This is a genomic window from Fibrobacter sp. UWB12 (assembly GCF_900142485.1).
Taxonomy (GTDB): domain Bacteria; phylum Fibrobacterota; class Fibrobacteria; order Fibrobacterales; family Fibrobacteraceae; genus Fibrobacter.
This window is the reverse complement of sequence record NZ_FRAZ01000004.1, coordinates 75002-95519: the sequence shown is the minus strand read 5'-3', so window position 1 is coordinate 95519 and position 20518 is coordinate 75002. Positions and strand designations below refer to the sequence as shown.

12 protein-coding genes and 3 tRNA genes are annotated in these 20518 nt (G+C 46.9%); 10 read left to right on the top strand and 5 right to left on the bottom strand.

What is annotated here, in order from left to right:
• Positions 1-11 precede the first annotated feature (11 nt).
• Together BUA34_RS07280 and BUA34_RS07275 are read left to right on the top strand one after the other, a co-directional pair.
• Entirely contained in the window at positions 12-4127 is a 4116-nt protein-coding gene (locus BUA34_RS07280) for a C25 family cysteine peptidase (RefSeq protein ID WP_072828076.1), read from the top strand.
• 3 nt (positions 4128-4130) lie between these two features.
• Positions 4131-5000 (top strand): hypothetical protein, encoded by an 870-nt coding sequence (locus BUA34_RS07275; protein WP_072828075.1) that lies wholly within the window; start codon positions 4131-4133, stop codon positions 4998-5000.
• Between the two features lie 238 nt (positions 5001-5238).
• Here BUA34_RS07275 and BUA34_RS07270 read toward each other — a convergent pair whose 3' ends face one another.
• Positions 5239-6120 (bottom strand): YicC/YloC family endoribonuclease, encoded by an 882-nt coding sequence (locus BUA34_RS07270; RefSeq protein WP_072828074.1) that lies wholly within the window; start codon positions 6118-6120, stop codon positions 5239-5241.
• A 1-nt stretch (position 6121) separates the two neighbouring features.
• Positions 6122-7918 (bottom strand): homoserine O-acetyltransferase MetX, encoded by a 1797-nt coding sequence (locus BUA34_RS07265; protein WP_254794374.1) that lies wholly within the window; start codon positions 7916-7918, stop codon positions 6122-6124.
• A 377-nt stretch (positions 7919-8295) separates the two neighbouring features.
• Between BUA34_RS07265 and BUA34_RS07260 the strand changes: the two genes are divergently transcribed.
• The 6 genes from BUA34_RS07260 to BUA34_RS07235 all read left to right on the top strand — a co-directional run bounded on the left by BUA34_RS07260 (position 8296) and on the right by BUA34_RS07235 (position 17622).
• Complete coding sequence (locus tag BUA34_RS07260) at positions 8296-9030, top strand: DsbA family protein (RefSeq protein ID WP_072828073.1); 735 nt, start codon at positions 8296-8298, stop codon at positions 9028-9030.
• A gap of 101 nt (positions 9031-9131) precedes the next feature.
• Positions 9132-12293 (top strand): carbohydrate binding domain-containing protein, encoded by a 3162-nt coding sequence (locus tag BUA34_RS07255; protein ID WP_072828072.1) that lies wholly within the window; start codon positions 9132-9134, stop codon positions 12291-12293.
• A gap of 260 nt (positions 12294-12553) precedes the next feature.
• Complete coding sequence (locus tag BUA34_RS07250; protein WP_254794373.1) at positions 12554-13663, top strand: hypothetical protein; 1110 nt, start codon at positions 12554-12556, stop codon at positions 13661-13663.
• Positions 13660-14988, top strand: a complete 1329-nt coding sequence (locus BUA34_RS07245) for a hypothetical protein (RefSeq protein ID WP_072828070.1) — start codon at positions 13660-13662, stop codon at positions 14986-14988. The genes BUA34_RS07250 and BUA34_RS07245 overlap by 4 nt, the downstream gene beginning before the upstream one ends.
• Positions 14989-15027: 39 nt before the next feature.
• Positions 15028-16245, top strand: a complete 1218-nt coding sequence (locus BUA34_RS07240) for an FISUMP domain-containing protein (RefSeq protein ID WP_072828069.1) — start codon at positions 15028-15030, stop codon at positions 16243-16245.
• A gap of 24 nt (positions 16246-16269) precedes the next feature.
• Positions 16270-17622: a Na+/H+ antiporter NhaC family protein gene (locus BUA34_RS07235; protein WP_072828068.1), complete on the top strand. Its 1353-nt coding sequence runs from the start codon at positions 16270-16272 to the stop codon at positions 17620-17622.
• Between the two features lie 128 nt (positions 17623-17750).
• Here the strand turns inward: BUA34_RS07235 and BUA34_RS07230 are convergent.
• The 3 genes from BUA34_RS07230 to BUA34_RS07220 all read right to left on the bottom strand — a co-directional run bounded on the left by BUA34_RS07230 (position 17751) and on the right by BUA34_RS07220 (position 18259).
• A tRNA-Lys gene (locus BUA34_RS07230) sits at positions 17751-17823 on the bottom strand.
• Positions 17824-17968: 145 nt separating this feature from the next.
• Positions 17969-18041 (bottom strand) — tRNA-Lys (locus BUA34_RS07225).
• A 145-nt stretch (positions 18042-18186) separates the two neighbouring features.
• Positions 18187-18259 (bottom strand) — tRNA-Lys (locus BUA34_RS07220).
• 126 nt (positions 18260-18385) lie between these two features.
• Between BUA34_RS07220 and BUA34_RS07215 the strand changes: the two genes are divergently transcribed.
• Both BUA34_RS07215 and BUA34_RS07210 read left to right on the top strand, forming a co-directional pair.
• Complete coding sequence (locus BUA34_RS07215) at positions 18386-19282, top strand: tyrosine recombinase (RefSeq protein WP_072828067.1); 897 nt, start codon at positions 18386-18388, stop codon at positions 19280-19282.
• 35 nt (positions 19283-19317) lie between these two features.
• Positions 19318-20517: a hypothetical protein gene (locus tag BUA34_RS07210; RefSeq protein WP_254794372.1), complete on the top strand. Its 1200-nt coding sequence runs from the start codon at positions 19318-19320 to the stop codon at positions 20515-20517.
• Position 20518 lies beyond the last annotated feature (1 nt).

The following is a 20518-nucleotide window of genomic DNA, read 5'->3' as shown; positions in this document are numbered from 1 at the left end:
TTTTAAAATTCGTGAATTCTATCATCAAAAAATTTCAGATTCTTCTAGTTGCTTGCGCAACTGTATCTAGCTTGGCTTCTTCTGTCGTGGAAGATTCCAAGAATCGTTTTGTCTTGGACGATGAGGTCTTGGATTCGTCGAAGAAATCCTGTGAAGACGGCTCGGGCATGCGTTTTGTTCCCGAAAACGCTTTTTATGTGGATTCCACTAACGTTCCGGTCCGTCATTACCGTGTGGCGCTTCCGTCGAGTGCAAAACCTTCGGTTTCCGTGACAAACACTAAGCTTGTTTCGCTTGGCGCAACGCCTTGCAAGTCTACTCCGGTAAAGATTCCCTCTGTCGATGTCTCTAGCCCGTTCTTCAAGGATAACTTGTGGATGGTCGATGTGTTCGTTCCGCTCTATGTCAAGGAGGGTGGTTCTGTTGCACTTCGCAAGGATTTCCGCTTGAATGTCGATTTTGCTTCTGCAAAGGTTAGTGGTCGAAATCCGGGTGCCCGTGCGCTCATGCTGGTCGAAAACTCTCGTGCGGCAGCACAGTTTGGCGCAGGTTCTGTGAATCGTGCTTTGCGCCGTGAAGCAACTTCAGATTTTGATAATATTGTCCAACTTGCCGAACTGGTTGTGGGCGATGAGAACATGGCTACGTTCAGTGAAGATGGTCTTTTCGCTGTTAGCTATAGTGCTATCCGCACGGCTCTTTTGAAGGTCGGCCGCCAAGACGAACTTGATGCGGTTCCGGTCGAAAAGGTTTGCCTTTTTGGTGCTGCCCCGGATACGCTCCCCGATATTGGCCCTGGCGCAGCACTCCGCTCTCCCAATCGAATTTTTGAACTGCCTATTAAAGTGAGTGACCGCAATTCAAATGGAAACTTCGACGAAGGCGACTCGCTCTATTTTGTGGGTTACGGCAATGCTTTTTGGAAACGCGTTGATGCAGAACCCACGGAGGTTCCTGAGATCCCCACATCGAACATGAGTTATTTCCATTCGTACTCGCCGTACTCCTATTACCAGCATTTTGTTTTCGGTTACAAGCAGACAGGGAAGGGGCTTCGCCTAGAAACGCTTACTGCACCGAAGTCTTCGGCAAAGGATGTTGATTGGTTCCGTTATGTTCGCGCCGAAAGAGATGAGCTTTTGCGCGATGCCTATTTTGGCCGTGGACAGGACTGGGATAAAGCGACCGGTAAAGAATATTTCTGGAAATGGCATGATCGTGGCGATACTCTCGTCTTGTCCGCTGAAGATTTGGAATTCAAGTCGACTACTAGCGATTTGCCGGGCTTTGTCTCTGGTGGTAAAGGCTTTGTTGCAGTCTCGTTCTTCCCGCTCCGTTCGCAGACGAATAGCACGATGTTTTCGGATAGCACTTACAAGAACCGCATGAAGTTCATCTCCTTTAAGTTGAGTGTGAACGGTTCTAGTTATTCAAAGGTCAGGGGCGAAGAAATCTATTGGAGCGATGGTGATATATTGCCTGGTGGTAATTTCGGTGTTCCGACAAATGCGTTGAAGGCCAAGGATAACAAGTATGAATTGACCATCTATGATAATTCTTATCAGGATGACCGTTTTGATGGGTATTCCGTGGCTTACCAGTGGGATCCGTCAAAGGTTACTGTTGATTCTTCGGAATGGATTTTGCCGGGCTTTTCAAAGGGTGTTATTCGCATTCCGGTTGGGAAGGATTCCGACCTCCGCTTGTTGAAATTTAAGGATTTTGTACCTGTAGGCCTTTTGAAAATTTCGGATGGAATTGCCGTCGATAGCATTGGAAATAACGAGGACGTTCGTTATTTGCTCTACCGCGATAGTGACCGTCGCCAGGCTTTCAGCGTCAAGGGAATTCCGACCCCGTCTAAGAACTCGGTTCAGAAACTTGCCAATATTTCTTCGAAGACCGAGTACCTCATTATTACTCCTGAAGAATTCTTGGCGCCGGCCGAAGCCTTGGCTGAGTTCCGTTCGAGTGATGCATCTGCATCTAAACTTGTGACGGCAGTTGTTCCTGTCGAAAACATTTACAGACATTATACCGGTGGTGCGTTGTCTCCGATTGCAATTAGAAACTATATCGCCTACGCTCGAAGCGTGTGCCCGGATTTACGATTTGTCTTGCTTGCGGGGTCTGGCCATTATGACTACCGCGGAACCAAGCACGGGAAAAACTATATGCCGCCGTTCGAAAAAGAATCTGCAGTGACCGAAGACTTCTTTGGCGTTCTGGATTCGGGCGAAGTTGTTCGTAGCGGTAAAGCCTACGATGTTGATTTGGCTGTGGGTCGCGTTCCTGTTTCTTCTGTACAGGATTTCGAATACTATAACGAAAAGGCAAGGGATTATGATGAAATCCAAAGGTTCGATCATGGTGAATGGAAATCGACCTTGTTGCTTGCTGCAGACGATGCTTACAATGGCGTTTCTCCGGACCCGATGGACCATACCATTTATCAAGAAAATTTGGCAAACCTGGTAGATACGACTGCAGAATCCCTTGGCTTTAGGATGAACATCAAGAAGGTTTATCTATTGGATTACGAAGCCGATGCTGCCGGTCAAAAGCAGGAAGCTGCCAATGACTTCTTGAACATTTTGAACCAAGGTGCGCTGTTGACGGCTTACTATGGGCATGGCTCCAAGGTCGCATGGGCTACGGAAGGCTTGATGAAGCTTTCGTACCTCTCAAGAATTACGAACAAGAAAAGATATACCGTGTTGAACTCTTTCTCTTGTACGGTGGGCCGTTTTGATGAAGGCAACACGCGTTCGATGACTGAGGCTTTTGTTCTTTTGCCTCAGGCCGGTGCAATTGCCGCTATTGGTGCTGCTCGTGAAACGTATGCAAACCCCAACGAAATCTTTGCGAAAAATTTTGTAAGCCGTGCTTTGTTGAAAAATGGCAATTACCTTGGTGTGGCCTATATGCAGGCTAAAGACAACGTATTCTTGCACAATAAGGCGGTTCCGACTTATACGAGCAATGTGTTCAACTCTGAACATTACGTTTACATGGGCGAACCTGTAATCCGCATGCCCTTGGCTGATTTGAAGATTGTTTTGGATTCTCCTGTTGATTCCATCAAGGCTTTGGATAAAGTAAAACTGTCTGGAAAGGTCTCTGGAATGTCTTCGGGCAATATTGCGTTGACTCTTAGAGAAGGCCGCTATACCAAGCGCCTCGATATGATTACGACTTCGAATTATGCCGATGTCAAGTACGATGGACCGCTTATTTATTCGGAAATTGTGCCTGTTGTGGGCGGCCGTTTTGAAACAGAATTTGTGACTCCGAAAAAATTGAATATTGGCGATACTCTTGCCGAATTCCGTGCTTGGGCTTATTCGCCGAACGAAGTTGCGATTGGCCGCCATTTCGAAAAGAATATCAAGATTACGGGTGTCTCGAATTATGCGGATTCTTTGAATGATAAAACGCCTCCGACAATTCAAATCCAGTTGTGCAATTCGGGTGAAAAAACTTCATTTGTCGATAATCAGCGCATCAAGCTCCAAACGCCGGCATGCTTGCAGGTCGTAGTTGAAGATGAAACTGCTCTGGACTATCGCGAACAGGCCGATGAAGGCATTACGTTTGAAATGTATGGACTTGAAAATCCGTATCATCCCACACCGTTCTTGGAACAAGCGTCGAAGCGTGCTGTGGCCCGCAAGTCTTTGACAACGGAATCTTATCCGCCGGGCTTTTATACATTCATGGTGCATGCCATGGACGTTCTTGGGAATGTTTCTGTAAAGACGGTGCATATTGAAATCACGGAAAATTTACAGGCCGGCCTAGCAGACGTGTTCAACGTTCCAAACCCGATGGGCAAAAAGGGAACCACGTTCTACTTCAAGAATCTCTCCTCTGATTCGGATCCGGACGTCAATATCTTTATTTACAACCAGCATGGCCGACTTGTCAAGGTGATTAAGAATGCCAAGTCTGGCGAAACGCACTGGAACGGTACGGATAATTTCGGGCGTTTGCTCGCCAATGGATTGTACCACTATGTGGTACGTAGCAAGACCAAAATTTCGGATCCGTACAATTCTACGGAATCTAAGACGAAAACAAAAACTCAAACTTGGACTAAAAAACAAAAATTGTTGATATCGAGGTAATCAATGGAATTACGTGAAAAACCGGGGAAAGTTCAGAAACTTTTGGAACTTTCTCTCCGCTTTCGTTTAATCTTTGTGCTTTTGATGGTGGGCTTTTCTGTGGCTTTCTTGGCTACGGGCTGGCAACAAATGGGGTCGCTCCCGCTTGGTGCTTCTGAAGCCCTTGGCATGTGGATTTCCAAATTTACGAATGTGGTTTCGGCATGGAATTCTGCACAGTACATTTTTGTGGCTGGGCTTTCCATGATTGTGCTTTATTTTGTCTTTGGCGGGGTTCGCGGTGGCGTTGGTGGCCTGCTTGCGCTTGCTGCCTTTGTGGGCGCGCTATTTGCACTTGGTGGCGACGAAGATATGCTTATCGTTTTCTTTGCCGCATTTGCTGGGATCGCTCTTTTGCTTGTCCTTTTTGCTAAGTGGAGCGTTGCTTGCGCTTTGTTCCCGTTTGCGCTTTCGTGGCTGTTGCTGACCGGGTTCTTGGCCTGGTTCCCGATGATGGTAGGGAAGGCTTGGCTCATGTGGGCCGTGCTTAGCACAATTGCTTTTTCGGGCGTTGTTGCGTTTGCCTTGATTGCCGGGAAAGAGCTTGGTGAAGGCGCTCCGCAGGCGGGGGCTCTTGTAAAGGCCGGTAAAAGGATGCTTGCCCCGGTCCCGATAGCCTCGCTTTTGGCGATTTCGGCTCTTGTGGTCGATATGAGCGTTGTGGTGGACTGGAGAAGGATTGGCTGTGCTGCGCTTCTTTGGGTGGCCTTTAACGTGTGGTTCTTCGGCTTTACGTTCGGGACTATGTCCTTTGCTCCGTGGGAACGTCTGCGTTCCGGTTCCCGCCGCGTTAAGATGAGCGACAAAAAGAAGAAATCCGCTAAAAAGAAGTAACTCTCACAAAGCCGTGAATGTCATGCCCGACTTGATCGGGCATCTCCTTTTTAACCATTACCAAAAAGCGCCTCGGGCTATTTGCTCGGGGCGCTTGTTGTTGGAGTGTGGATGTTTTATTCTTTCTGTTTATAAGTTAGATAGTTTTGAAACAAAAAGCCCTACTTTCGTAGGGCTTTTTATGGATAAAAAATCCATGTTGAGAAATGATGTTGAGAATTATGCGACGTGGCGAAAACTATGCAACATTCATTGATTGCTCGCGGATGCACTCGATTTCGTTCTTGAGTTCGATGGCGAGGGCGGCGATGTCCGCGTTCTGGCACTTTGTGCCAAGCGTATTCGCTTCACGGCCCATTTCCTGCAAGATGAACCCAAGGTTCTTGCCCTGTGCGCCACCCTTGGCGAGCGCGTCGAGGAACAACTTGTTGTGGCTGCGGAAACGCGTGATTTCTTCGTGAATGTCGAGCTTGTCGGCCATGATGCAGGCTTCTTGCAACAGGCGCACTTCGTCGATTTCGGAATCCTTCATGAGCGTATTGATGCGTTCGCGGAACTTGACCTTCCACGTTTCAATGCGCTGCGGATCGAGAACTTCGACCTTGTCGATGACTTCGTTCAGGTGGATAACGCGGCGGGTGAGGTCCACGGCGAGGTTTGCTCCTTCCTTTTCGCGCATGGCAATGACACCGTCCAAAGCCTTATCGAGTTCGGTCTTCAGGTGCTTTTCCCAGACTTCATTGTCTTCGTTTCCATCGGTGAACTGCAAAACTTCTGGGATGGCAAGAACATGTTCGAGCTTGATATCACCGGCAATGCCGTATTTTTTCTGCATGGCCTTCGTGATTTCGACGAACTTGGAAACTGCCGCCTCGTTGTAGCAGACGGGAATGTTCCCGGCATTGCCTGCGCCAAGCGTAATCGAAATGTTCACGGAACCGCGAACGAGCTTGTCCTTGATCTGTGCCTTGAAATCATTTTCGAGATAGGCGAAGTTCTTCGGAATCTTGCTTGAAATTTCAAGGAAACGGCTGTTCACGCTGCGTACTTCAATAACACAACTGACTCCGTTCAATGTGGATTCGCTTTTGCCGAACCCGGTCATGGAAATAATGGACATTCTAAACCTTCTTCGAAATTGTCGCAATCACGTGTTCGGCACCGAAGTTCGGGAGCCCGATGGTGGTCAGGACCTTGCTTATCTTGTGCTCGTTCTGGAAGTGCAGATTTTCAATCTTGAACCCTTCCTTGCTGCACAATGTATAAAAGTCTTTGAGCGTGAGCACGCGGATGTTCGGCGTGTCGTACCATTCGTAGGGGAGTTCCTTCGAAATCGGCATGCGACCATGCAACATGAGGCTTCCGCGGGCTGACCAATGGCCGAAATTCGGGAATGTTACGATGACTTGCTTTGCGACGCGCAAAAGTTCGTTCAAAAGAGCCACAGGGTCACGGATTTCCTGAATGGTGCGGTTGATAATCGCATAGTCGAAACTGCCGTCCTTGATATCCTTGAGACCGCTTTCGTCTAGATCGCGCTGGATAACTTGTACGTCTTTTTCAAGACAATCGAGAATTCCCTTGATGTTCTTTTCGATGCCAAAGCCGGTGACTTTTTTCTTTTGGATAAGATATTCCAGCAAGTCGCCACTGCCGCAACCGAGGTCGAGCACATGGCTCCCTTCTTTTACGAGCTTGCCCATAAGGTCAAAGTCGCTCTGGTTGTGGAATACAGGAATAGCCTGGGTACCGTTTTCCGGGATAATCTTGGAATCGAGGAATCGTCCTACGGCTTTTCCGAGTTCACCGACTTCAATCAAGAATCCATCATGTCCGAATTGCGTATCGAGTTCGAGACTTGTGACTGCTTTACCGTCGTTCAAGAGGGCGCTCGTGATGCGGCGGCTTTCGTGCGGCGGGAAGAGCCAGTCTGTAGAAAGGTTCACGTTCAAGACTTCGGCCTTGATATCCTTGAAGGCGTTCTCGATGCTGCCATATTCTGTTTCAAGGTCGAATGCATCGGTTGCGTGTGCAATGTGCAAATAGCTGTTTGCATCAAAACGGTCGACGAACTTTGTTCCCTGATAACGTAAGTAGCTTTCGATAGGCAGGTTCAAGTCGTACGGTGTCGAATAAGTGACAGCGTGGTTCCTGTTTTCCTGGTCCTGGGCTCGCTTGAACTTCTTTTCCATGCCCACGGCAGAGAGGTACGTGATGTGCGCGAGCTTGCGTGCGTTGGCAAGGCCGATGTCCGGGCGTGTCATGCCGTCTTCATAGTAGTCACCACCGTGGAAGTTCGGGTCTTGCGTAATCACATCGCGGGCCACGACTTCAAAACCGAGTGCTTGGCTCGAAAAACGCGGGGAGCTTGCGATAATGATGATGCGCTTGACTTGTTCGGGATAGTAGATGGCCCATTTCATGGCTTGGAAACCACCCATGGATCCACCGATGACGCTGTAGAATTCTTTGATGCCGAGGTTGTCGGCGAGTTCCTTCTGGGCATGTACCATATCGCCTATCGTAATGGTAGGGAAGGTGCTGCCGTAAGGCTTGCCCGTGCGCGGATTGATTGTTGCTGGGCCTGTAGAGCCCTTGCATCCGCCGAGGATGTTGCTGCAAACTACAAAGAATCGGTCGGTATCAATAGCTTTGCCCGGTCCGATGAGTTCGTCCCACCAACCCGGTTTCTTGTCATTTTCTGTGTACCAGCCGGCTGCGTGGGCATCGGCGGTCAACGGCGAACAAACCCACACGGCGTTATTGCCGGCGGCGTTCAGCGTGCCATAGGTCTCGTAGCGGAGGGTGAGGGCGGGGAGCGTCTTGCCGCTTTCCAACAAAAAGCCTTTCTCTCCATAATCCTTATTAAAATCCTTTGGGATAACGGGACCAAACGATTTATGCAAATATTCACTCATATGCATAAAAAATAGTAAAATGTTTGGTTCTTGGTCGTTAGTCTTTAGCCATTAACTAAAGGTCTTTTGTTGATTGTCTTGTTGCAATAGCTTTTGTTTATTGTTAGTTATGTAAATTCTTTTCGTGCGATTTTTATCACTATTTTCAGCGTTCTCACTTTTGTAACTTGTTAAAACACATGTAGTTACGGAGAAAGATTTTTGCAAAAACTTGAAAAAAATGGATTTTACAATTGTTTTTAGCGAATACAGATGAGACGATTGTGTATGTTTTTTTGAAGTTTTTCTTGTATCAAACTAATCTTTCATTATTATATTTCTCTAAACTCGTGAGCTTAAAAGGGCTCCCGTCCGTTTTTTTAACTCAAAGGACTAATATGAAACGTCTCTCTTTTATTGGTATGGCTATTTTGGTCTCCAGCCTCGTCGCTTGCAATCAAGCTTCCGCTGGTGGTTCGTTCAACCAGCAGGCTCGCTTGGACAGCCTCGAAAAGGATTTCAAGCAGGTCAAGGAAGAATTCGAAATCATCAAGTACGCTCTTGACAAGCGCGGAATCTCTCTTGAACAGGCTCGCGCCGAAATGGAAGCCGACAACAAGGTTTGGGACATTCCTGATGAAGATAGCCCGATCTTCGGTAACTCCAAGAACCCGAAGCTCACGATTGTCGAATTCACTGAATTCCAGTGCCCGTACTGCTCTCGCATTGCTCCGGCCATGCAGGAACTCAACAAGAAGTACCCGAACGAAATCAAGTTCGTTTACAAGCACTTCCCGCTCAGCTTCCACTCCAACGCCAAGGCTGCTGCCGCTTCTTCTATCGCAGCTCAGAAGCAGGGCAAGTTCTGGGAATACCGTTATGCTCTCGCACCGCATTCCCGCGAACTTGGCGATTCCATCTACATCGCTGTAGCTAAGGAAATTGGCCTCAACATCGAACAGTTCAAGAAGGACATGGTTCTCGATTCTGCTATGAGCGCTCGCATCGACAAGGACTTCCAGTTGGGTGTCAAGGTCGGCGTTCAGGGAACTCCGAACTTCTACATCAACGGCAAGCGTCAAGACCGCTTCAGCCCGGAACTCGTCGAAAAGATGTTGAAGGAAGCTAAGTAATTACGTTTTCAGGCGTGCACGCTAATGATTTTGGCGTGTGCGCTTTTTCTTATTTACGATTTTAATTTAAAGATCAAAAAAACAACAAAAGGATGCACATTATGATTAAGCAATCATTGAAAGTTGCCTCGCTCGCCGTCCTCGGCTTGAGCGTTACAGCTGCAATGGCTCAGCCGAAAAAGCCGCATCTGGCCGTTTACAAGTTCTTCGATGAACAGTATCGTCCGGGTGGATACGACTACTCTTACGGTGGCACGAGCAAGGGCGTTACCATCACTAAGTCTGGTGGTTACAAGTCCAAGGCCGCCCTCAACATCAAGTTGGACCCGAAGGAATACTCCGGTGCTTCCATCTGCCTTTACAACGAATTCTTCGACTTGAACAAGTACATGCTTGACTCCAAGGTCGAATTCATGATCAAGGGTAAGCATGGTGGCGAAGCCGTTAAGGTCGGTCTCCTCGACGAAGAAGTTTCTGACGGCAAGAAGACTCAGGTTGTGCTTCCGATGAACAAGTACATCGAAGGCGGCGCCGTAACGACGGATTGGAAGAAGGTTTCCATTCCTCTCGTGGACTTCCCGGACCGTGGTCTCTACTGGGACAACACCCGCAAGTCCGAATTCCCGTCTCGTATCGACTGGGACAAGATTGCTGAAATCCGTTTCTCCATTGACAAGAGCGCTGCAAGCGAATTCGAAGTCTGGGTAGATAACATCGAAATCGTGAAGGGCAACAAGAAGGCTGCCCCGAAGAAGCAGATGGTCTACTGGGATGAAAACAACGACGTCATCGACGGTCCGAAGAACCCGGAAAAGCTCGATGGCAAGGCTAAGACTCTCGCTACGTTCTATGACAACCAGGTTAAGGGCTTCTCTTACAGCTACGGTGGTCTCACCGCTCAGCGTGAAGCTCAGTCCAAGACTCCGGGCAACAAGAACGTGCTCGCCATGTACATCGATAACAACGACTGGTCTGGCGTGACCTACTCTCTCGGTGAAGGCAAGTTCATTGACCTCTCCAAGGTTCGCGACAAGGGCGGTCTCTACTTCTGGATCAAGGGTAAGCTCGGCGGCGAAAAGCTCTACGTCGGTATCCTCGACAACCAGGGCAACGACATCAAGAGCCAGACCAAGGTCGGCCTCAATGACTGGATCAAGGTTTCCAAGGATTGGCAGCTCGCTAAGATTCCTCTCAAGCGCTTCACCGACAAGGGTAAGGCTTGGGACGCTAACAAGCAGGCCGAAGTTGCTAAGGACATCAAGTGGGACAAAATTCAGGAAATCCGCTTCTCCGTTGGCAAGGGTGAAAACCAGGGCGAACCGGGCAAGCCGGCTCCTGTCACGGTCTTTGTTGACCAGATCACCTTCACGTCCAACATCGACTGGATTGACCCGGATCTCAAGTGGGATTCCTTCAAGTCCAACGCTCCGGACTACGTGATTTCCGACTTCGAAGGCAAGTATGCCAAGGACAAGTGGGAACCGTCTACCGGTCCGAAGTCTCAGCTCAAGTTCAAGGTTGAAAACTGCTCCGAATTCAAGGGCAACTGCTTGAATATCGAACACTACCTCCTTGCTGACTGGGTTGACGTCGTGCTCGACATGAAGAAGAATGGCCGTCCGGCTGCTGACCGCGACTGGACCAAGCACTGGGGCATCATGTTCGACGTGTACTCCGAAAAGGCTTGGCAGTCCATCACCGTGCAGATCCAGGATGCTGGCAACGAAATCTTCGTTTCCAACGTCGGTGCTCCTAAGGGCAAGACGACCATCCTCGTTCCGTTCCGCACCTTCGGCAAGTTCCCGTATTATCAACCGCCTGACGCTGTTGAAAACGGCCTCTTCGACCTCAAGGGTGTAACCGCTCTCGACTTCAAGCCGAGTGGTGAAGGTACTGCAGGTGGCTTCAAGATTGACAACATCCGCTTGACCAACCAGCGCGAAGTCAAGGCTAAGGAACGTCCGGCTGTCATCAAGGTCTTGGTGAAGGGCGAAAAGGAAGTCCTCAACCCGGAAATCTCTGGTGGCTTGTTCGGTATCAACGCTGCCCTCTGGGACGGCGACATGCTCGACAACAAAAACTTCAAGGTTCAGACTCGCGAATTTGCTAAGCGCGTCAACCACGGCATTATCCGTTACCCGGGTGGTCTCCGTGCTGATGACGACCACTGGAAGGAAATCCTCGACAACCACGACTGGATGGTCGACACTGACGAATTCCTCGAATGGTTGAAGAAGACTGGCTCTAACGCTATGTTCACTGTGAACTTCGGTTCCGGCACTGAAAAGGAAGCCGCTGACTGGGTCAAGCACACGAACGTTGACAAGAAGGCCGGCATCCTCTACTGGGAAATCGGTAACGAAATCTACGGTAACTGGCATCCGTATTACGAAAAGTATGGTAAGGACGGCGGTACCATCTATGGTAAGCGCGCTCGTAAGTTCATCGAAGCCATGAAGAAAGTTGACCCGACCATCAAGGTGGCTGTGCTCGGCGTTCTCGAAGGCGACTGGAACGACAAGGTTCTTGCTGAAACGGGTGACATCGCTGACGGTCTTATCGTTCACCACTACCCGCAGCACTTCGGCGAAGAAAATGACTTCGCTATGCTCTCTGCTCCGCAGACCCTCACTGCAATCTACGAACGTTTGCACAAGGTCGTGGACAAGTGGACTGCTAAGTTCAACAAGAGCAAGAAGATTGAACTCTGGCTCACCGAATGGAACTCTGTTGACTTCAACCCGGGCCCGCAGACCTTGTCTGTCGAAAACGGCTTGTTCGTCGCTGACTACCTCGGTATGCTCGCTACTGAAAACGTCGACAACGCTCAGTACTGGGACATCCACAACGATATCACTCCGGAAGGCGGTGACTACGGTTACTTGACCCGTTCTGGTGAAGAATGCATGAACTGCCCGCGTCCGAGCTACTGGGCATTCCAGATGGCTTCCGATGCTCTCCGTGGCAAGCTCATGAAGACCACCATCAAGGGTGACGAAGACGCTCTCCTGACCGCTTACTGGACTGTAAACGGCAACAAGAAGCAGCTCCTCCTCGTGAACAAGAGCCCGTACAGCGATTTCGATATCAAGCTCGACATCCCGGGCTTCAAGGGCAAGGCTTCTGTCCAGACTCTCGACAAGAGCTCCGAAAAGCTCAAAGAAGGCTGGGCAAACGACCCGTCCAAGAAGGCTAAGACAGTCGATATTTCTAAGGGTATCAAGGTCGGCAAGCGCACTCTTACTCTCATCACTTTGCAGTAAGGTGTTGAGCTAAGGCTCGCAAACTAGATTCTCGAAATCTTGAAACGGACTCCGTCGGAAACGGCGGAGTTCGTTTTTTGTATATAGTGCTTTTATTCCGGTCTAATTTGTATATTAGCTTTATGCTTCATCGTTTTTCTCTTTTTGTTTTTTTCTTGTCTGTAGTGGCTTTTTGCGGGCCTTCGTTTGCGGATGATGTTCCGCTTGATTCTGTAATGCATTTATTTGTGCAGAATCCCGATACAAACACTTCAAAAAAATTGGATTTTGACGAAACATCGGCAAAGGCGAAAATCGTAGCTAACTATAGAGATTCTTTGGAGAAAGAGCGCTTTTACGCGATGTATTATCGGAACACGATTGAAGATCTTTTGAATAAAGGCGAAATTGAACGTTTAAAGACGGTTGTTGAGGAGGCGGATTTTTTTGATCGTAATGCTTCGACGTTTCACGTTTTTTATGCGAACGATATACTAGTCATAAAATATTTCTTGAAGGATTATGATTTCTTGGCACAAGTCGATTATATAAAGGATTTACTAAATAGCTCAATACATGCAGATATGCGTTCTGCCTTGTATCGAACGTTGAAACGTGAAATTGAAACTGGCAAAATTGAAGAAAATCTGAGGGAAGTTCCTAATGAAAGTGATCGTGTATTTGTTTACATTATTCTAAATAGTTTATTTGAAAATAAAAAGGGCGTTTCGCAGTTGATTGAAAAATACAAGTATCAGCTGACGGATGAAAAGCAATTGTATTTCTTGGTAACTCGTTTTTGGCAAAAAGAAGATTTCGATACGAAGAATTATGCCGCTTTTTCTTGGGGTGCTGCTATTATAAAACCAGTGGGCTCGTTGGCGGATAAAGTCGGTTGGATGCCTGGCATGTACATTGGTATTGATTTTATCAGAAATGATTTTTTGTATGAATGGTTTATGGATATTAACGGTTGCCAAAATAAGGAGCCGGATTCCTTGCAGTTCTATGATATGCGATGGGATTTTAATTTTGGCTATACGTTTATTAAGAATAAGAATGTGTTCTTTTACGGGTATGCGACAGTTGGCTTTGGCATGAACGCGTTCAATATTCGTGGTAAGAGCGTAGGGGATAAGGCGAACGATGATATGCCGTACCAGTTTTATCCGGCTTTTGGCGCAGGGGCAATTGTCGACTTGTTCTTTACAGATAAGGGGCGTATCCATAATGGCTTGCGCTTTAGAACGGGTATCAGGAGTATTTTTTCTGGCGATGTGTTGAAAGCTTCCGGTGTTAGGTTGTATGCGTCCATTGAATGGACGTTCCGTGAATACTCCAAAAAGCAAGTTGATTTTGACTATTCATTCAGGGAAAAAGGGGTTAAATGATGGTACGCAGATTATTGCTGTTCCTTTTGTTTGCGGTATCTCTTTCTTTTGCAGGGCGATATGTCACGTATAATATCGTTCTTTCCGATTCTTCAGTGGGCTTTTCTCAATCGCAGACGGTTGCGCAAAAATTGCAAACGGCTCCGGTCGCTTATTACGGGAGCCTTATACAAAGAAAATATTTGCAGAAGGAATTTTATAGGGCGGAGAATGCTGAATTCGAACAAAAATTCCCGCAGGTGTATAAGTCTTTTATCGGGTGGTCCAACTATAAGCAGAATCGCCAGAATGAACTTTTGTCTCAGGCTCCCCAAAAATTCAAACAAATGTTTGAATATCGTTATTTAGCCATGGACGTGAAGGGATTTTTCTTGATCCACGATGAAATTCGAGTAGATAAGGTTTATGACAAGGTGACTAAAACGTGGGTGAACCCCAAGCCTGAAGAGGTTAAAAAGGAACTCTTTTCTTTTGCGTATGTCGGACCGGACATTTCCCAGGATTCTTCGTGGAAAATTTCCCAGAGAATGATGGTGCTTTTGCCCAATCCCGAAGAACAGTCGATTCCGGTCAAAAGAATTTTTTTCATGGACGGATATTCAGAAGAATGTTATTCCTTGATGGATACATCGATTCTTGATAAGATTCATTACCTTCCGCATCGATTGAAATATGACGTGAACCCTAATGCGACTTTGGATGTTCAGGAAGTGGCTCCGGCGCCTGTAAAAAATGAAAATGTCGGACCCGTCGTAAAGAAAGAGGGGGGCTTTAGGTTTAACGCGTTTGTCGATTTTGGCCGCCCGTTCTTGATTGGAAAATTCCCGGATTTCGACCCTGTTTTTTATTTGGGCCTTGGTTTTAATATATATAACAGAAATATCTTTTGGGGAATGGGTGTCAGCATCCGCTCGCTTGATGCGAAGTGCGATTCTTGCGGCACAGGTGATTTTGGCGCGCATTTTGAATTTGGATATTTATGGTTGAAAACGAAATATATAGAAAGCGGTGCATGGGGAAATCTTGGTTTTTCGGCGGTAGAGGTCCCGCCTGTAAAAGGAAAGCCTGATTCAGATTACCAGCATGAACGATATTTTCGCTATGGGTTTGGCATTTATGTTGATGCGCTTTTCCCGAGCCTCATCGGGAAACCCGTAGATAGCTTTTGGGAACGTGGTTGGGGAAACCGCTTTGGAGCGCGCTTAAAGCTTGGACTGCAAAATATGAACGTTTCGGAGATTGGGCATGCAAAGGGCTTTTCTCCGTTTGTATCGCTTGGTTTTACGTGGCATTTAATTAGTTTAGACAAAAAAGGTCTAGAGTAAAAGAATTATATTTTGTATTGATAGTAAAAAGGAGAATTTATGGATTACAAAAAATTTCTTTGGGTAGCAACACTTCTTGTTGCTTGCGGTGACGACTCTAGTACGTCTCCAAATGCAAGTGTATCACCAGTGAATGAATCTTCAAGTAGTGTGCAGGCCACTAATTCGCAGGGGAGTTCTAGCTCTGCCGAAGTAAAAAGTTCGTCTTCTGTAACTGTGGAATCGAATACTGAATTTAAGGATCCGCGAGATGGCCAAGTCTATCCGATTGTCGATATTGAAGTGCAGCGCTGGCTTAATCGCAACATGAATTATGCAATTGATTCTAGCTGGTGCTACAATGATGTTGAACAGAATTGCGATTTGATCGGACGTGCTTATAATTGGGAATCTGCCAAGCAGGCGTGCCCTGAAGGATATCGTTTGCCGACGTCCAAAGATTGGAGCTTGTTGGAAAAAATAATGGCAACGGATATCGTAAAAAATAAAGGCGATATGAACATTGTCATGACCGGCCATTATTCGGAATATGATGGTGAGATGAAATGGAACTCTGGAAATAGAGCCGCTTATTTCTGGGATCTCGAAGAAGTGGATAAAGATCATGCGGCAACATCAATTTTTTATTTAGAAGGCAATAACTATTTGGATGATTCTGCTGAAAAGTCCGGCGGTTCTTTGAAGAGTGACAAACAATTTGTTCGTTGCATCCGTGAGAATAAGGGGACTATGGTGGACCCGCGTGATGGCCAAACCTACAAGACTGTTCGCCTTGGGAACACGGTCTGGATGCAAGAAAACCTCAATTTTGCCGCTGATTCCAGCTATGAATTCGTGGGTGAAACTGAATTTGAAAAAACGGGTCGTTACTATACTCATTCGGCTGCATTAACGGCGTGCCCTGCAGGTTGGCACCTTCCGTCGGCGGATGATTTTAATAGCCTTATCAAGTTGATAAAGGATCATGCATTGATTGATTATCTTTCGCTAAAATCGGATTATGGCTGGAAAGATTACAACCGACAGACGAGTGCTGATGACTTTGAATTTACCGCACTTCCCGTTGGCAGTTGCATGTATAGCTATGCTGAAAAGGGAGTGTCTTGCCGCAGTGTAGGTCAGAATACGCTGTTCTGGACGAATGCTGAAGCGACTGAAAAAGGAAACTTTGAATGCGCTATAGTCCATTCGAATCCGAACGTCGGTTACAATTGCGCAGATTATGAGTATAACAGCATCCGTTGCGTGAAAGACTAGTCGAAATATTTTATCTTTCGCACCATGCAAAACGAAAATTTCGAAGAAAAAATCAAGGGCAACCCGATTGCCCTTTTGCCGGTCGCCGTGTTCTTGGTTCTTTATTTGGGCCTTGGCATTACGTTCGAATACATTCTCCATATTTCGATGGGCTTCTATAACATTCCCATCGTAGCTGCATTCTTGATTGCGATTTTTGTCGCATGCATGCAGAACCGCAAATTGAATTTTGACAAGAAGATGAACATCATGGCGGGAGCGCTGGGCGACCGCAACATATTCTTGATGATTCTCATCTTTCTTTGCGCGGGCATCTTTGCGGGGATTCTCGGGCGTTCGAGCGCTTCGGCGGCTGCTTATTTGCTGCTGGATTTTATCCCGGCGCAGTTTGCGGTTGTGGTGCTGTTCCTGGTGGCTGCGTTTGTTTCTACGGCGATGGGTACTTCGGTAGGCACGATTGCTGTGGTTTCTCCGATTGCTGTTGAGGTGGCGCAGATGGCTGGCTTTGGAGTCCCGTTCTGCGTGGCAACGGTGATTGGCGGCGCAATGTTTGGCGACAACTTGAGCTTTATTTCGGACACGACGATTGCGGCTACATCGACACAAGGTTGCAAGATGAAGGACAAGTTCCATGTGAACTTTATTATTGCGCTCCCGGCAGCGCTTGTGGCGGTGGCGATTATTACGGCGATTTCGTTTGCGACGGAAGCTCGTGCGGTTGCCGAAAATTCCTACAGTCTGGTGCAGCTGATTCCGTACGTTTTGGTATTGGCGCTTGCGCTTACGGGCATTAACGTGTTTACGGTGTTACTTGTTGGCATTGTCGCTGCTTCTGTCATCATGGTCGGTTTTGGCCCGCTCAATATGATGGGGCTTTTGCAGAACATCGGAAACGGCATTTCGGGCATGTACGAGACGATTCTTGTGGCTGTGCTGGTGAGCGCTCTTTGCGGGCTGATTCGCATTCACGGAGGCTTTGCTGCGTTGCTCGATTTTATCCATAAGGTGTTCAAGGGCCACCGTAGCGGGCAAGTGGGTGTTGGCCTTTTGGTGAGTGCGCTCGATGTGGCGACGGCAAATAACACGGTTGCTATCGTGATGGCGGGCCCGATTGCAAAGCAGATGGGCGATGAATACCGCATTTCACCGAAGAAGACGGCTTCGCTTTTGGATATTTTCAGTTGCGTGGTGCAGGGCATTTTACCTTACGGTGCGCAGATGTTGGTGGCGCTTGCCGCAATTTCCACGGCCTTGCCGGATGCAAGTGTGAGCGCTTTCGACTTGATTCCATATATGTTCTATCCGTTCTTGTTGCTCGTTAGCGTGCTCGTATTCATTGCGATTTCGCCTCGCAAGAAAAAGGACTTGAACGAATAAAAATTCGAACGCTTTGCGTTTCCACAAAGTTTTTTTGAAGAACGACTCAGGGATTGTGATTCCTGAGTTTTTTATAGAAGGTTATGGGGGGAGGAAAAAAAACACCATCTCGTTGAGATGGTGTTTAGTGGATGATGCAGGGGTCGAACCTGCGACCCGCTGATTAAGAGTCAGCTGCTCTACCAACTGAGCTAATCATCCAAAATTCTTAGGTCGCGTTCCCGTCTTTCGTTGGGAGCTATGTCTTTGCAAAAATCAAAAGTCGCAGTTTCAAAGTTCGTTAGACGCTTATCTTTGTCTGACGCTTTTGTATTTGCAATACCTTGCCTTGCGGTTTGGTATTTAGTGGATGATGCAGGGGTCGAACCTGCGACCCGCTGATTAAGAGTCAGCTGCTCTACCAACTGAGCTAATCATCCAAAATTCTTAGGTCGCGTTCCCGTCTTTCGTTGGGAGCTATGTCTTTGCAAAAATCAAAAGTCGCAGTTTCAAAGTTCGTTAGACGCTTATCTTTGTCTGACGCTTTTGTATTTGCAGCACCTTGCCTTGCGGTTTAGTGCTTAGTGGATGATGCAGGGGTCGAACCTGCGACCCGCTGATTAAGAGTCAGCTGCTCTACCAACTGAGCTAATCATCCATAGTCGCTTGGACGCGCACAATTATAGAAATAACGAATTAAAATGGCAAGGGAAATGGCCGATTTTTTTGAAAAAATCTTTCGTCTTCCGTCTTTTGTCTTTCGTCTATAACTATATTCTCTCTCATGAGCTTTAATTCCAATCGTCTAGATGCTTTTCTTTCGCACCTCGGGGTAGAACGTAATCTTTCCCCCGTGACGATACAGAGCTATCAGGAAGACTTGCGGCATTTTATCGCCTGGCTAGACGAGAATGGGATTGACCTTAAAGACTTGAAGCCCGAAAGATTGGACGAATTCTTGACGTTTACGGCGGGGCAGGATGAGTATTCCCCGACATCGGTCGCTAGGCATTTTTCAAGCTTGCGCGGGTTCCTCAAGTACATGCAGAACCAGGGCGAGTACGATTACAGCACGGAATCGATGCTTGCGACTCCGAAGCTTGGCCATTACCTGCCGCAGTACCTGACCCGTGAAGAAATCGACAGTGTGTTTGAAAGCGCCGCCAACGGCAAGAACCCGCTCCGTGATACGGCTTTGATTGAGCTCATGTACAGTGGCGGGCTTCGTATTTCGGAAGCGCTTGGCATCAAGCTTTCGCAAATTGACCTTGAAAATGAATGGCTCATGCCGATTGGCAAGGGCAATAAGCAGCGTCTTGTACCGCTCGGGAGCAAGGCTAAGGAAAATCTTCGCGCATGGATTGAAGAAGGGCGACCGCTCACGCACCCCGCAACGGATAATATCATCTTGAATGCGCATGGAAAGCCTATGAGCCGCATGGGGGCATGGAAAATTGTGCAATTGCATACGATGCACTTGAGCAAACAGGTCTCGCCGCATACGTTCCGCCATAGTTTTGCCACGCATTGCCTTGAAGCGGGTATGGACTTGCGCGTTTTGCAGGAACTGCTCGGTCATGCCGATATCAGTACTACGCAGATTTACACGCACGTCGATAAAGATTTCATCAAGCAAGAACACCGCTCGTTCCATCCGAGGGAGATGGGCGGGCACTCCTAAGTTGCTCCTTTACGCCTTATTTGTATATTTATCTTATGCGTTTTTGTGTAAAATATTTAGCGGTTTGGGCGTGCGCCTTAATTTTGTCTTTGAATTGTAGCGCTTTTTCTGCAGAACCTGTTGCTCGCGATTCTGTAATGAACTTATTTGTGCACGATTATGAAGAGACTAAATCTCCTGATACGTTGAGTCTTGTTGAAAAATTCAGTGAATCAGAAATGCTTCGGCAGGAGTTTGACCAGGTCAAGTATCTTCGCGATGCTATGAGAAAAGCTTTGCAAGATGATAATCTTGAGCGTTTAAAGAAACTGGTCGATGTTGCTGAGTCGTATGAAAAGTCGTCTACTTATTTTATAATTCATGATTACGAAAAAATTCTGTTGAAATATTTTTTAGGTGATTTTGAATCGCTTAGTGATGTGCAATTTGTATCGCGTTATAATACAAGGCCGGACTATGTTTACGATACGTTCCATAAAGCATTTAAGGATAAATTGCAAGCGGAAATAGAATCTGGAAAGCTTGAAGAAAAACTCAAAAGTGTTGAAAATGAGAGTGACCGGATGTTTATTTATATTGTAATGAAGGGCTTCTTTAAATATAAATATGATATTGAGTCGCTGATTGAAAAACATAAGCTCCAGTTAAAGAAACGGGAGCAGCTAGAGTATCTAGTTAATGTTTATTGGAACAGAAAGACTGTTGATACGCTCAAGTCGTATACGTTTTTCTTAGGTGGTTCCTATGTCGCCTTTTTAGGAGATATTTCGGATAAGGTTAAAAACGGTTTTGGTTTTTATGGGGGTACAAACTGGTATATATATGATGTCAGTCTTGAAACCCAAATTACGACACATTTCAGTGATGTTCGTTCTAGTGATTCACTCCATTTCTACAATTTGGGCTGGAATTTAAATGTTGGCTATTACTTTAGAAACATTTCGTTGCAGTGCTATTTAACGACTGGTGTAGAAGTTGATTTCTATGGTGAAAATAAAAGTAAAAACGATGAAAATAGAACAAGCAAGGATTCATATCAGGCTTATCCGGTGTATGGAGCAGGTGTTTTGTACGATATGTTTTACCTTCGTTTTAGAGCGGGTATAAAAAATATTTGGGGCGATCATACAGTAAATACTTCTGGATTTAGGTTTTATATGTCAATTGAGTTTTCTATACCTGTGTTGACAATGAAACCGGTAGAATTTGTTTATCCTGATTCTATGGAACGCTAAT

Bases quoted from the DNA above. Each gene is read 5' to 3' on its own strand.
- BUA34_RS07235 (WP_072828068.1), top strand. From the start codon at position 16,270: ATGCAAAACGAAAATTTCGAAGAAAAAATCAAGGGCAACCCGATTGCC.
- BUA34_RS07255 (WP_072828072.1), top strand. From the start codon at position 9,132: ATGATTAAGCAATCATTGAAAGTTGCCTCGCTCGCCGTCCTCGGCTTG.
- BUA34_RS07245 (WP_072828070.1), top strand. From the start codon at position 13,660: ATGATGGTACGCAGATTATTGCTGTTCCTTTTGTTTGCGGTATCTCTT.
- BUA34_RS07275 (WP_072828075.1), top strand. From the start codon at position 4,131: ATGGAATTACGTGAAAAACCGGGGAAAGTTCAGAAACTTTTGGAACTT.
- BUA34_RS07240 (WP_072828069.1), top strand. From the start codon at position 15,028: ATGGATTACAAAAAATTTCTTTGGGTAGCAACACTTCTTGTTGCTTGC.
- BUA34_RS07265 (WP_254794374.1), bottom strand. From the start codon at position 7,918: ATGAGTGAATATTTGCATAAATCGTTTGGTCCCGTTATCCCAAAGGAT.
- BUA34_RS07215 (WP_072828067.1), top strand. From the start codon at position 18,386: ATGAGCTTTAATTCCAATCGTCTAGATGCTTTTCTTTCGCACCTCGGG.
- BUA34_RS07210 (WP_254794372.1), top strand. From the start codon at position 19,318: ATGCGTTTTTGTGTAAAATATTTAGCGGTTTGGGCGTGCGCCTTAATT.
- BUA34_RS07260 (WP_072828073.1), top strand. From the start codon at position 8,296: ATGAAACGTCTCTCTTTTATTGGTATGGCTATTTTGGTCTCCAGCCTC.
- BUA34_RS07270 (WP_072828074.1), bottom strand. From the start codon at position 6,120: ATGTCCATTATTTCCATGACCGGGTTCGGCAAAAGCGAATCCACATTG.